Consider the following 13,633-nt stretch of genomic DNA (forward strand, 5'->3'; position numbering starts at 1 on the left):
TGAAATTTCATTACTTTTTAAGTAACCCAAAATAATAATATGAGGTAAAACTTATGGGAATTTTAGCTTATTTGCAACGTATTGGGCGCTCGTTGATGGTGCCTGTGGCAGTATTACCTGCTGCTGCAATTCTTCTTGGTGTTGGTTATTGGATTGATCCTGTTGGTTGGGGTGCAAATAGCAGAATCGCCGCTTTTTTAATTAAATCTGGTGGGGCCATTATCGATAATATGGCTATACTGTTTGCTATTGGTATCGCATACGGTATGTCTAAAGATAAAGATGGTGCTGCGGCGTTGAGTGGATTGGTTGGTTTTTTGGTTATAACAACTTTATTATCTACAGATACAGTAGCATTATTAACTTCTACACCAAAAGCTGAAGTTTCAAAGGCTTTTGATAAAATCCATCAAAACCAATTTATCGGTATTTTAGTTGGTATAATTTCTGCTGAAATATATAACCGTTTTAGTAATATTGAGTTACATAAGGCATTTGCTTTCTTTAGTGGAAGGCGTCTGGTACCAATTATTGTTTCATTTGTAATGTTATTTGTTTCTTTTGGAATGCTTTATGTTTGGCCACATATTTATGAATTTTTAGTCACATTTGGTAAAGAAATTAAAGGACAAGGTGCAATTGGAGCTGGTATTTATGGGTTCTTTAACCGTTTGTTGATTCCGGTTGGTTTGCATCATGCACTTAATTCTGTATTTTGGTTTAATGTTGCTGAAATTAACGATATCCCTAATTTTTTAGCAGGACAAAATGCAATTGATAGTGGTAAAGCGATTGTTGGTATTACTGGTCGTTATCAAGCTGGTTTCTTCCCAATTATGATGTTTGGTTTACCAGGTGCTGCTTTAGCGATGTATCATACGGCGAAAAAAGGCAATAAAGACAAGACAGCTTCCATTATGTTAGCCGCTTCTTTTGCTGCCTTCTTTACAGGTATTACTGAACCATTAGAATTTGCCTTCATGTTTGTGGCTCCAGTGCTTTATGTTATCCATGCAATTTTAACGGGTATCTCTTTGTTTATTGCAGCAACATTGCAATGGATATCTGGATTTGCCTTTAGTGCTGGTTTACTCGATATGTTACTTTCAAGCCGCAATCCTTTAGCTGTACATTGGTATATGCTTATTCTTCAAGGTGTCGTATTTTTCTTTGTATATTATATTGTGTTCCGTTTTGTTATTGTTAAATTCAATCTTAAGACGCCGGGACGTGAAGACGATGTGACCGATACTTCAGCTGAAGAGAATGTACCAACTGTAGGTGATACTTCTAAGCTTGCTGAACAATATTTAGTTATCGTTGGTGGTAAAGAAAATCTAACTAATATTGATGCTTGTATCACACGTTTACGTTTGAATGTTCATGATTCAGATTTGGTTGATGAACAAGCAGCTAAAGCACTTGGTGCAATGGCAGTGATAAAACTAGGTAAAACTGGCGTTCAAATTGTTGTTGGTCAACAAGCTGAGAAGATTGCCGATAAAATGAAAAAATTAGTTTAATATCAATTTTATTAAATAAGTTTTATCAATATTCTCCTCGTGGTAGTAATGATAAAAGCCACGAGGATTTTTATTATCTTTGGCAAGCATAGATTTTGTTTATAGAATTATAAAAAAAGTTGAGGAGCGGGGTTTTTGAAGCTAATTAAAAGCGTAAAATAGTGTCTTGATCCGCAAGTAACTGATGAAACTGGGTAATTTCAATTTGTTGGTTAGGAATGTTGAGGGCAATCTGGCTTAAATTCCGCTCATCTAAAGCTGTTTTACAAACATAAACATCTTCAATGTCATAAAGTTCTAACATATTAAAGGTTGCTATGTAATCTCGCATTAAAATCTCTTCTGGATGTTGATTAGGTAACAGATGAAAAACACCATCGCCCATAAAAAAGACAGAAATATGATTAAATGTTGATAAGGCTAAAGCGGTATCCAATGCTTCTCGGCCTTTTGCATTGCCGTGTGGTGGAGTACTAATAATAATTGCTACGTTTTTCATCTAATCTACCTTTTTAAAATTGTAGGATTCGATCAGAACTTGCTACTGCCTCACTCAATTCACCAAGACCAGTTAGTTCAAAATGTTCAGCAAGGTTTTCTATACTAATTCCCCTTCTTTGTGCTGCTGCCACGCAAATCTTCAGCTTTAAAGCGTTTTGTTTTGCTAAGTTTTGCCATGCTTTGACGAGATCAAATTCATCATTAGCCGGATCAGTAAAATGATTAGCGTTATAGACACCGTCAGCATAAAAAAAGATGCTATTGATTGAGTGATTTGTATTTGAAGATAATGTTTGAGCAAATTGATAAGCACAATAAGCAGATTGGGTCCCATAAGCGGGACCCATAATAACCAGCGTATAACTTAATGGTTTCATCAAATTAGTTTGGTGCTTGTACTGGCTGAGCAGTTGGAATAGCTTCTTCGTTGTTATCTTTATCAATACCAAGCAATTCAACTTCAAAAACTAAAGTTGACGCAGGGGTAATATTGGCGTTGTTACCTTGGCTTGGCAAGCTTTTATCTTCATAAGCTAATTCTGGTGGAACAACTAATTTAATTTTACCGCCAACACCAATGAGTTGAATTCCTTCAGTCCAACCTTTGATTACACCGTTAAGTGGGAAGGTTGCTGGCTCATTTCGGTCATAAGAACTATCGAATTTACGACCATCAGTTAATGTACCAACATAGTGAACGATAACAGTATCATTGGCAGTTGGGTGAGCTCCAGTACCTTCTTGAATAACTTTATATAATAAACCTGATTTAGTTTTTATTACTCCAGGTTCTTTTGCAAATGCTTCACGGAATTTTTCACCAGCCGCGGTATTTTCAGTTTTTTGCTTTTCAAAACGCGCTTGGCTTTCTTCTTGGATACGTTTACCGAAAGCTTCTAGAATTGTGTTCACTTCTTCTTGATTAAGTTGTGAATTACCTTTCATGGTTTCATTAAATCCGCTGATTAGATATTCTTGGTCTGCTTTTACTTCATTTTGTTCTAAGTTTGATTTTAGGTAGTTAGCAAATGAAGAACCTAATGCATAAGACTCTTTTTGGGCTTCAGTGGTAATTTTTATTTTATTGTTTAGAGAATCAGCTTTATCATCGGTTTTAGCAGGTTCTGCTTTATTTTCTGCTGGCGCAGGTGCTGTTTCGGTAGCATTTGTCGTTGTAGTAGCAGGTGTTTTGTTTTCTTCGGTAGTTTTTTTATCATCACAACCTGCAAGTGCTAATACGATAGCACTACTTATCAATGTCATTTTAATAAATGATTTCATTTCACTCTCCAAGTTAAAAGATCTTTTAGCTAAATATTCACGGTATTATATATGATCTATTATAGGACAATATAGCTTTTACGTATCTTTTATCTAATTAATTTATATAGAATTAGGCTTATTTGTTATTAAAAACCGTAAAAACACTTCAGAAAATCACTACAGCCTGTAAGTGTTAATATGATAATACTGCTTATTAATGTCAATTTAATAAATGATTTCATTTCACTCTCCAAGTTAAAAGATCTTTTAGCTAAATATTCACGGTATTATATATGATCTATTATAGGATAATATAACTTTTACGTATCTTTTATCTAATTAATTTATATAAAATTAGGCTTATTTGTTATTAAAAACCGTAAAAACACTTCAGAAAATCACTACAGCCTGTAAGTGTTAATATGATAATACTGCTTATTAATGTCAATTTAATAAATGATTTCATTTCACTCTCCAAGTTAAAAGATCATTTAGTTAAATACCAATCGTATTATATGATCTACTATAATACAAAATATTTTTTAAGCATCTTTTATATAAAATTAGGTTTATTTGTTATTGAAAACTGTAAAAATACACTGAAAAATCACTCCTTGAGTGAAAGTGGTATCCTCAGTTATAATAGATCCAATTTATAGTAAATATTGTATAAGGATAGCTATTTTGACTACCGAACTTAATACCCTTGATATTGAAGAAATCATAAGTTTACTGCCTCATCGTTACCCATTTTTAATGGTTGATCGCGTACTTAGTTATGAAAAAGGCAAAACATTAAAAGCCATTAAAAATGTTACTTTTAATGAACCATTCTTCCAAGGTCACTTTCCAAATAAACCGATTTTCCCTGGTGTACTAATTTTAGAAGCGATGGCGCAAGCGACTGGAATTTTAGCTTTTAAAAGTATTGAAGAGTTATCGCCAGGACAGCTTTATTATTTTGCTTCAATCGATAAAGCGCGTTTTAAACGCCCTGTCGTGCCAGGTGATCAAATCGTACTTGATGTTGAATATATTAAAGAGCGTCGTGGTATTGCATTGTTCCATGGTGTTGCAACAGTTGATGGTAAACTGGTTTGTGAAGCCGAAATGATGTGTGCTCGTAAGTAATATTGATTTTGAAATATCCCAAATGTATTAAGGAATTGCTATGGCAACGGAAATACACCCAAGTTCAGTAATAGAAAAGGGGGCAAAGATTGGTGATAACGTCAAAATCGGGCCTTTTTGTTATATTGGTGAACATGTTGAAATTGGTGATGGCACTTTTTTAAAATCACATGTTGTCGTTAATGGCCACACCAAAATTGGTCAAAATAATCAAATCTATCAATTTGCTTCAATCGGTGAAGTTAACCAAGATCTAAAATATCGAGGAGAACCAACTCGTACTGAAATTGGTGATCGTAATATGATTCGTGAAAGTGTGACGATTCATCGCGGCACTGTTCAAGGGGGGGAGTTAACGCGTATTGGTAGTGATAATTTATTCATGATTAATGCACACGTTGCTCATGATTGTATTATTGGTAATAATTGTATTTTAGCGAATAATGCAACGCTTGGCGGTCATGTGCAGTTAGACAATCATGTTATTATTGGTGGTATGACAGCTGTACATCAATTTTGTGTTATCGGATCTCACGTAATGGTTGGTGGTTGTTCTGGTGTTGCCCAAGATGTTCCTCCTTATGTTATTGCACAAGGCAATCATGCAACACCACATGGCGTTAACTATGAAGGATTGAAACGTAGAGGTTTTAGTAAAGAAGCACTACAAGCCATTCGTAATACTTACAAAATTCTTTATCGAAATGGGTTAACCCTTGACGATGCCAAAGTTGAAATTGAATCGTTAGCTAAACAGTACCCTGAAGTTCAACTGTTTACTGACTTTTTTGCTCGTTCGACTCGTGGCATTATTCGTTAATGACTGATAAAGCTTTAACTGTAGCACTTGTCGCTGGTGAAACATCTGGTGACATTTTAGGTGCAGGTTTAATTCGTTCTCTCAAAAAACACCATCCAAATATTCAATTTGTTGGAATTGCTGGACCACAAATGCAAGCTGAAGGCTGTAAAGCTTGGTATGAAATGGAAGAGCTGTCTGTGATGGGCATTGTCGAGGTATTAGGTCGATTACGTCGTATTTTAGCTATTCGTCGAGATATCACTAAACGTCTTATTGAACTAAAACCTGATATATTTATTGGTATTGATGCGCCTGATTTTAATCTATCATTAGAAGGTAAACTCAAACAAGCTGGTATTAAAACTATTCATTATGTGAGCCCATCAGTCTGGGCTTGGAAACAAAAGCGCGTGTTTAAGATTAAACGAAATACTAATCTTATCTTAGCTTTTCTTCCTTTTGAAAAAGCCTTTTACGATAAATTTGATGTTCCTTGTCGTTTTATTGGTCATAAAATGGCTGATGACATTCCTTTAGAACCAGATCAAACCGCAATGCGTCAACAATTAGGTATCCCGCTTGATTGCCAATGCTTAGCACTTTTACCTGGCAGCCGTCATGCTGAAGTGACGTTATTATCTGAGCCTTTTTTAAAGGCGGCTCAATTGCTACGTGACAAATTTCCTGATTTACATATTGTGGTTCCTTTAGCAAATGAGAAAAGGAGACAAGAGTTTGAGCGAATTAAAACTGAAATCGCACCACAACTTAATGTGCAGTTATTAGATGGTCATGCTCGTGAAGCAATGATTGCCAGTAATGCGGCAATTTTAGCGTCTGGAACGGTTGCTCTTGAATGTATGTTAGCTAAATGCCCAATGGTTGTCGGTTACAAAATGAAAGCTTTTACGTTTTGGTTGGCTAAAAAGTTAATCAAAACGCCTTATGTGTCGTTACCAAATATCTTAGCAGGTAAAGAAATAGTGCCTGAGTTGCTACAACATGATTGTACACCAGAAAATATCGCTAATCATGTTTTTCCTTTTTTAGAAAGTGATAATACCGAATTAAAAGCGACATTTTTAGCTTTGCATAAACAAATTCGTTGTAATGCAGATGAACAAGCAGCACAAGCTGTACTTGATGTATTAGAGGATTCACATTGTTGTTAGAATTTACCTACCCTGATGCCACATTAATTGCCGGAGTTGACGAAGTTGGACGAGGTCCTCTGTGTGGTGATGTTGTTACTGCTGCTGTGATTTTAGATCCAAATAAACCGATAGAGGGATTAACCGATTCTAAAAAGCTGACAGAAAAAAAACGTGAAGCTTTATTTGATATTATCAAGCAAAATGCATTAGCGTGGAGTGTTGCTAGAGCATCAGTCGATGAGATTGATAAGCTTAATATTCTTCATGCCACTATGCTGGCTATGCAACGGGCGGTGTCTGGTTTAAAAATCAAACCCAATTATGTTTTAGTGGATGGCAATCGTTGCCCTGAATTTGGTATTCAAACACAAGCTGTCGTTAAAGGCGATTTACTTGTTGCTGAAATTAGTGCTGCGTCGATTCTTGCGAAAGTGACTCGTGATCGTGAAATGGTTGAATTAGATAAATTGTATCCGCACTATGGATTGGCAAAGCATAAAGGATATCCCACCAAAGATCACCTAATGGCTATAGAATCACACGGTATCAACCATTTGTATCGTAAGAGTTTTGCTCCAATTAAGAGATTGTTACTTATCTAATTCGACCAATGTTGATCTACTGTTATTAATAATGGTGAATTGAATATAGCGACTGGTGAAATAACGGTTTCTTGATAAGGGATCTTATCTCCATAGCGTTCAGTTAGTTTTTGTTTAACTGCTGGTGCTGACAGATTAAAATCTTTAATCCTTTGTAATTGTCCAATTTTTAAGTTAAGTGCTTTATTATAAATTTTCCAAACTAGTTCTGAGCAATAAATATACTTATCATCCCAGCCAAACCAAATATCGTAAGGCTTATTTTCAAATGAATGAGCAACTCGTTTTAAATTAGCAATTTCTTTTTGTGATAAAGTGTGATCTTTTAGGCGTTTAATTATATATTTTCTATTTTTTCCTCGAGTTACCCATTTATCAAACGGTGTATAGACCACTTTAGATGCTGCTTCAAAGACATAAGGTTTTCCATTTTTAATAAAAATTATTCCCATGTGACTATAAGGTGACTTGGTTGCTAGCTCAATCGCCTTGCTTTGGTTTGATTGAGAAGATTGGAAAATAATATCGCCATCTAGGTAATCTGCTGTGGCCGTCGTGTAGGTAGTGAAAAGTAATATAATAATCAAAATAGAACGCATGATTTTCTACTTAAAAAATAAATCAAGGTAATATTATAAAATTATTAGCTAAAATAGCTACTTAAATAAATTTTAAGTAGCTTTTAGTCGTGTTTTAGTCATTAATCCCGATTACTGAAAATAGATGTCGATTTTGTTTTGTACATAACTTTACTGGCACGAGCAAAACGAATCGTTTTGAAAATACCTAACAAGCTAGCTTGATGCATTCGATACAACAATCGATGAATAATTAGCGCAAACCATCCCTTTACACCCATTTCACTTTTTCCTGCTATTTTAACCACACCTTGCGCGGTATCATGTAAAGAAATGATTGTGCCATTATCGGTATACTTAAACGATTTTAATGGCTTATTATCTAATATGTTGATAATGTTTTCGTAACAAATTTTTGCCATTTGATGTGCAGCTTGAGCAGTAGGTGGTGAGGCATGGCCATTGTCTTGCATTGCGTAAGCGCAATCGCCAATAACAAAAATATTGTCATCACGAGAAGTTTGCAATGTTGGTTTTACCACCAATTGATTTGAACGACTTGACTCTAATCCAGCAATTTCCTTCAAATAATCAGGAGCTTTAACACCCGCAGTCCAGATCATAATGTCGGCTTTAATAGTATCGCCTTCTTTTGGATAAAATCCATCGCTTTCAGCCTTAGTAATCATGGTCTTGGTTAATACATGAATACCTTGTTTTTCAAGTGTTTTAGTAATACTTGCTGCGGTCTTTTCTGGTAGGGCTGGTAAAATACGATCAGTTGCTTCAATAACCGACACATCTAAAAGATCGGAACACATCTTATTACGACCACAGGCACCAAATGCTTCCACCATGTGTGGTAGTTCAGAAGCTAACTCAACGCCAGTTGCACCACCGCCTACGATAGCAATTCGAATTTTATCTTCGTCGGTGCTTTGATCATTATCGATAATTGAACAGAAACTGGTGAATTTATTTATTAAGGTTTCTCGCAAGCGAATCGCTGCATTTTGATCGTCTAAGAAGATACAATGTTCTTTAACACCAGGTGTACCAAAATCGTTAGAAGTACTACCAATGGCAATAACTAAAATGTCGTAATCAATAGCGACTGATTCATCTTGATGATTGATAATAGTGATTTGTTTTTGGTCCCGATTAAGGTCAGTAAAGGTACCCTGGGTAAATTCGAAATTATGTTGTTGTCCTTGAGATGCATAATAAATATTATCAACTTGCTCATCAAGTACACCCGTTGCTACTTCATGTAATAATGGTTTCCATAAATGATAACTGTTTTTATCAATTAGGGTAATTTGAGCTTTGTCCGTTTTGCCTAACTTATCACCTAGGTCAGTAGCGAGCTCTAAACCGCCGGCACCACCACCAATAATAATTATTTTTTGCATATTTCAAGCCTTATTATTTCAATTGTAAAATATCATACTAAATAAGTAGGTTTTTATCTATTTCTTTTGACTGATAACATTTATAAATGAAATCTATTAAAATGGAGGTTTACAATTATTGAAATTTATTTAAGGGTGAAATAGAATATCATTCAATATAGTTGTAAATAATCCCGTTTAGCCTTATTTGGGCATAGAAATATAGCTTAGATTGTTTAAATAAAGCGTTATATCGTATGATATAGTAATCATTTTTGAAGTATGTTAATTCTTGATTGCATACAATTATCCTAGTTCTTTAGGCCTTATCTTACAATTGTCACTCAAAACAAATTTATGAATAAAAAAATTTTTATTGTTATTGCATTGATTGTTATTTTAATTTCAATGACGATCTTAATACGTGCTCATAGCAGCCAGCTTATTTTGCAAGGTGAAGTTGATGCACCTAATGTCAGCATATCCTCTAAAGCCAAGGGGCGAGTGCAAGTAATTCATGTCAATCGTGGCGATGATGTTAAACAAAATGATGTCTTAATTACGCTTGACAGTCCTGAGCTTTTAGCTCAAGTTAAAGCTGCCGAAGCTGGGCGAGATCAAGCAAAAGCGCAAGTTGAACTTTCTCAAAACGGTACTCGTGAAGAAAGTATTCGCTATTATGAAGCGTTATTGGAACAAGCAAAAGTTTCTTATGATAATGCTTCGAAAGAGTACAATCGTAATAAAGCCATTTCGGCAAAAGGTTTTGTTTCTCAATCAATATTAGATAATGCCCTTAAAACGCGTGATGCAGCTCATCAGCAGGTTTTGTCAGCCCAAGCCAATTTAGATCAAGCGAAAAACGGTGATCGTATTGAACAGCGTGAGATCTATAATGCTAAATTGCAAGAGGCTGAAGAGCAACTTAAACAATTACAGATTCAATATGATGATCTGCAAGTCAAGGCGCCTGTAGATGGTGAGGTTGGTTCAATCCCTGCCGAAGTAGGCGAGCTGTTTAATGCAAATAGCCCACTATTAACAGTTATTCGATTACCACAAGCTTATTTTGTGTTCAATATTCGTGAGAATATTATGCCTAATATTCACAAGGGTGACCATGTTAAGTTGGAAGTACCAGCCCTTGGTAATAAAGAAGTTGAAGCGGAAGTTCGTTTTATTTCACCAATGGGCGATTATGCAACTAAACGTGCTACTCGAGCAACGGGTGATTTCGATTTGAAAACCTTTGAAATTAGACTTTATCCAACTAAACCTGTTGAAGGCTTACGCGCAGGTATGAGTACATTATGGAAAATAGACAACTAATTTCAGATTTCTGGCATCGCTTTAAAGAAGCATTTAACGATGAAATTCCAGTTATATTTAAGCGTTTTACTTTCCATTGGTTAATGTGGATTTTACCGCTGATTATTTTTGTGATCATCAGCAGTATATTTTATCGAGGTGTATTATTTGATCTTCCAGTAGGTTATGTTGATCAAGATAAAAGTACCTTATCTCGTGAAATTATTCGGGATCTTAACGCTGGCGCGCACGCAAATCTAATTAATTATGATAATCAGTTAAAAATGGCTGAACGTGATTTAGAAAAAGCTAAAATCTACGCCATTCTCTACATACCGCCTAATTTTGAAGCCGATGTATTAGCTGGTCGTCAACCAACGCCGATGCTTTATTATAATGCTTTATATTATAGTGCTGGCTTATACTCTATTATGGACTATTCCGGCCTAATTGCTTCATTAAATACGCAATATCGGACGACCATGGCAACCAGTATTGGTTTGCCCGTACCTAAGCTTTCTCAAGTTAATTTCAATTATGATGGGTTATTTAATGCCAGTGGTAACTCAATGTACTTCCAGCAATTTTCCGCGGTAGTTCATTTGTTACAATTATTTGTAGTGACCACAACAATTCATATTTTATCGCGATTACCTAAACGGACTCGGCCTAATTATCCATTTGTATTAGGTAAACTAGCTCCTTATACCATCTGGTATACCATGTTATTGATGTTTGAAATAGCTATGCTGGTTTTATTTTCTGATGCGCGCGTATCTGGTTCGCCATTTGCTATGATGCTGGTGGTATTCTTTTATGTTATTGCTGCGCAAAGTATTGGTATTTTGCTTTATACATTTACTAAAACAGTATTAGATGCATATACCTATATTGGGGTATTGGTGGGGCTTGCTTTGACCTATTCAGGAGTAGTGGTGCCTGAATTGTCGATGCCTTGGATAGCAAGATTTATTTCGTCACTTGAGCCTTTAACCTATGCACTGAATAAATTATTCGATCTCTTTTTACGACATTCCAGTTATCTATCTGTATTAAAAACATGTGGGATTTTAATGATCTATCCAATAATTATTACAGTGTTAGTTAGAAAACGTTTAGTCAAACGTTTACATTCACAGTAAGAGGCAATATTTGGATGCTTAAGCTATTTTTATCTTCAGCTATAAAAATGTTTTTTTATATGCTAATGCGACCAATGTGGTTATTGCTATTAGTTTCTGTTTCATTAATGAGCTTAGTTTATATTAATGGCACCATCACCAATTTGCCGGTAGCAATTGTTGATCAGGATCATAGCGCTACAAGTCGAAGTTTGATTCGATCTTTAAATACTAGCTCTAAAATCGATGTGCTTACTTATGAAAATTCATTAGAAGCTTATGATGATATTAACAGTCGTAAATTATTTGCGGTATTTACCATTCCAAGAAATTTCGAAAAACGTCTTTTAAACGGTGAAGAGGTGACAATTCCTGCTTATGGTGATGCTTCTAGCCGTCTAGCTAATGGTCTAATACAAGTTGATATTAGAGGAATATATCAACAAATATTAACCGAATATAATACGCGGGTAATGCGCAATGCTGGTTTTTCTGATCCGCAGATTAATATCATCTTATCGCCAATAAAAGGGCAAACGATGCCGCTTTATAATGCCGGGATTAGTTTTGCGGCGATAACTTTTCCTGGATTACTCGTCATGCTGTTGCAACACTCCTTTTTGATTGCCTCAACGCGTACCAATATCACCTTGCACTCCTTGCCCCAAGGTAAACCACCAAAGATTGTTATATTCGGAAGTTTATGCGGTCTTATACCAATATGGCTCTTTTTGTCTTTAGTCCTCTTTGGATTATGGCCTTGGGTTCTTGGCTATAGGCAATTAGCAAGCATACCCGAAATTATTATTATGACATTTCCGCTATTATTAGCGGTGTTGGGGTTGAGTAAATTACTCACTGAATGTTTACATCGAACCGAGATGATTTACCTAACCTTAGCCTTTTTGACTACCCCCGTATTTTACTTATCCGGTACTATATGGCCTCTTGATGCTATGCCGTTATGGGTACAAACGGTATCGCGAATGTTACCATCTACATGGGCAACAAATATGATTGCTGGTGTAAATCAGATGGGGTTAGGTTTGTCAGATAATGTATTTAATATATTTATGATTCTATTTCTCGGAGTCATATATGGTTCGCTAGGCTTTTTTATTGCAGCACTACGCGAAGGAAAAATGAGAAGATATTTCAAAAAAATAAAAAAAATTGTGCGTTCAAATACTAAAAAAGTTAATAATAAACCTTCAATTAGTTAATGCTAAAACGTGAATATACAATCAATAGCTGTTATGATGAATGCTTAAATTTTTCAAATAAATAACGTATGTCCAAAAAATATTATCCATGGATTATTAGTTTACGCCCTAAAACGTTAGTATTATCGCTTTCGGCTATTTTGATGGGAAATTCGCTAGCATATTGGCAACGGTCTTTTGACCCATTGATTATGCTACTATCAATCATTACCGCATCGTTATTACAAATTTTATCCAATTTGGCTAATGATTACGGTGATGCAATTAAAGGCAGTGACCAACAAAATTTAACAGGGCATAAACGGGGATTACAATTAGGTTTAATCACGCTTAATCAACTAAAAATAGCGCTTTGGATTACCGTTTTATTATGTATTACTTCAGGGCTTGCATTACTTATTTTAGCCTGCAACAACTATCGACAACTTCTGATTTTTGTCTTGTTAGGATTATGCTCAATCATTGCAGCAATTACCTATACGATGGGGAAAAAACCTTATGGTTATATTGGATTAGGTGATTTCTCTGTCCTTATCTTTTTTGGGCTGGTTGGGGTAATTGGCAGTGATTACTTACAGACTAAAGTGTTATCGACACTACTCATCTTACCTGCAATTGCTAGTGGATTATTAGCGGTTGGAGTACTTAATATTAATAATCTACGCGATTATGAAAGCGATAAACAACATCATAAACGAACATTGATTGTGCTAATTGGTAAAACTTACGGTTGCTGTTATCACTTACTTTTATTAATTATATCATTGTGTCTATTTAGTTTATTTGCTTACAAAAATCTACATACTTTTTGGAGTGGACTATTTTTATTAACATTGCCACTATATATAAAACATATCAGTGCGGTATTTAAATTTAAGACGGTTAATGACGCTGCACCGTTACTAATACAAATGGTCAAACTTGCTTTATTAACTAATTTACTTTATTGTTTGGGTATTATTTTGAGCTAGCTCACGTTTATTCTAAATTTATATCGTTTTACTTAATGTTAGCGTTATACTAGAATCGAATGAAT

General features: G+C 35.1%; 14 protein-coding genes. 9 read left to right on the forward strand and 5 right to left on the reverse strand.

Annotated features, from left to right (window positions below; translation table 11 throughout):
- Positions 1 to 53 precede the first annotated feature (53 nt).
- Entirely contained in the window at positions 54 to 1,523 is a 1,470-nt protein-coding gene (gene nagE / locus J3T98_RS09625; RefSeq protein ID WP_267362723.1) for an N-acetylglucosamine-specific PTS transporter subunit IIBC, read from the forward strand.
- Between the two features lie 145 nt (positions 1,524 to 1,668).
- On the opposite strand, the gene tusC is transcribed toward nagE, so the two are convergent.
- The 3 genes from tusC to fkpA are packed head-to-tail and all read right to left on the reverse strand — an operon-like array spanning position 1,669 to position 3,305.
- Positions 1,669 to 2,022, reverse strand: a complete 354-nt coding sequence (gene tusC / locus J3T98_RS09630; RefSeq protein WP_065562732.1) for a sulfurtransferase complex subunit TusC — start codon at positions 2,020 to 2,022, stop codon at positions 1,669 to 1,671.
- A gap of 13 nt (positions 2,023 to 2,035) precedes the next feature.
- Positions 2,036 to 2,401 carry a sulfurtransferase complex subunit TusD gene (tusD, locus tag J3T98_RS09635; RefSeq protein WP_065562731.1) on the reverse strand — a complete coding sequence of 122 codons (366 nt, stop codon included), beginning with the start codon at positions 2,399 to 2,401 and terminating at the stop codon, positions 2,036 to 2,038.
- A 4-nt stretch (positions 2,402 to 2,405) separates the two neighbouring features.
- The gene (gene fkpA / locus J3T98_RS09640; RefSeq protein ID WP_065562730.1) at positions 2,406 to 3,305 is read right to left on the reverse strand and encodes an FKBP-type peptidyl-prolyl cis-trans isomerase; all 900 of its coding nucleotides are present in this window, start codon (positions 3,303 to 3,305) and stop codon (positions 2,406 to 2,408) included.
- 666 nt (positions 3,306 to 3,971) lie between these two features.
- On the opposite strand from fkpA, the gene fabZ reads away from it, so the two are divergent.
- From fabZ to rnhB, 4 genes are read left to right on the forward strand one after another with little or no spacing between them, the layout of a single operon-like run.
- Positions 3,972 to 4,418, forward strand: a complete 447-nt coding sequence (gene fabZ, locus J3T98_RS09645) for a 3-hydroxyacyl-ACP dehydratase FabZ (protein ID WP_034882348.1) — start codon at positions 3,972 to 3,974, stop codon at positions 4,416 to 4,418.
- Between the two features lie 40 nt (positions 4,419 to 4,458).
- Complete coding sequence (gene lpxA / locus J3T98_RS09650; RefSeq protein ID WP_065562729.1) at positions 4,459 to 5,238, forward strand: acyl-ACP--UDP-N-acetylglucosamine O-acyltransferase; 780 nt, start codon at positions 4,459 to 4,461, stop codon at positions 5,236 to 5,238.
- Complete coding sequence (lpxB, locus tag J3T98_RS09655; RefSeq protein WP_065562728.1) at positions 5,238 to 6,392, forward strand: lipid-A-disaccharide synthase; 1,155 nt, start codon at positions 5,238 to 5,240, stop codon at positions 6,390 to 6,392. The genes lpxA and lpxB overlap by 1 nt, the downstream gene beginning before the upstream one ends.
- Complete coding sequence (gene rnhB / locus J3T98_RS09660) at positions 6,383 to 6,976, forward strand: ribonuclease HII (RefSeq protein WP_176701522.1); 594 nt, start codon at positions 6,383 to 6,385, stop codon at positions 6,974 to 6,976. Before lpxB ends, rnhB begins: the two co-directional genes overlap by 10 nt.
- Here rnhB and J3T98_RS09665 read toward each other — a convergent pair.
- Both J3T98_RS09665 and J3T98_RS09670 read right to left on the reverse strand, forming a co-directional pair.
- The gene (locus J3T98_RS09665) at positions 6,973 to 7,575 is read right to left on the reverse strand and encodes a YiiX family permuted papain-like enzyme (RefSeq protein ID WP_065562726.1); all 603 of its coding nucleotides are present in this window, start codon (positions 7,573 to 7,575) and stop codon (positions 6,973 to 6,975) included. The genes rnhB and J3T98_RS09665 overlap by 4 nt on opposite strands.
- Before the next feature lie 101 nt (positions 7,576 to 7,676).
- Positions 7,677 to 8,966, reverse strand: coding sequence for an NAD(P)/FAD-dependent oxidoreductase (locus J3T98_RS09670; protein WP_065562725.1), 1,290 nt, complete (start codon positions 8,964 to 8,966; stop codon positions 7,677 to 7,679).
- A 336-nt stretch (positions 8,967 to 9,302) separates the two neighbouring features.
- Between J3T98_RS09670 and J3T98_RS09675 the strand changes: the two genes are divergently transcribed.
- The 4 genes from J3T98_RS09675 to J3T98_RS09690 all read left to right on the forward strand — a co-directional run bounded on the left by J3T98_RS09675 (position 9,303) and on the right by J3T98_RS09690 (position 13,568).
- Positions 9,303 to 10,274 (forward strand): HlyD family secretion protein, encoded by a 972-nt coding sequence (locus J3T98_RS09675; RefSeq protein WP_065562724.1) that lies wholly within the window; start codon positions 9,303 to 9,305, stop codon positions 10,272 to 10,274.
- Positions 10,256 to 11,395: an ABC transporter permease gene (locus J3T98_RS09680; protein ID WP_065562723.1), complete on the forward strand. Its 1,140-nt coding sequence runs from the start codon at positions 10,256 to 10,258 to the stop codon at positions 11,393 to 11,395. Before J3T98_RS09675 ends, J3T98_RS09680 begins: the two co-directional genes overlap by 19 nt.
- A gap of 14 nt (positions 11,396 to 11,409) precedes the next feature.
- Entirely contained in the window at positions 11,410 to 12,597 is a 1,188-nt protein-coding gene (locus J3T98_RS09685; protein WP_267362724.1) for an ABC transporter permease, read from the forward strand.
- A 68-nt stretch (positions 12,598 to 12,665) separates the two neighbouring features.
- Complete coding sequence (locus J3T98_RS09690; RefSeq protein WP_267362725.1) at positions 12,666 to 13,568, forward strand: 1,4-dihydroxy-2-naphthoate polyprenyltransferase; 903 nt, start codon at positions 12,666 to 12,668, stop codon at positions 13,566 to 13,568.
- The last annotated feature ends 65 nt before the right edge of the window (positions 13,569 to 13,633 follow it).

This window comes from Gilliamella sp. B2772, from assembly GCF_026536985.1.
Taxonomy (GTDB): Bacteria; Pseudomonadota; Gammaproteobacteria; order Enterobacterales; family Orbaceae; genus Gilliamella; species Gilliamella apicola_E.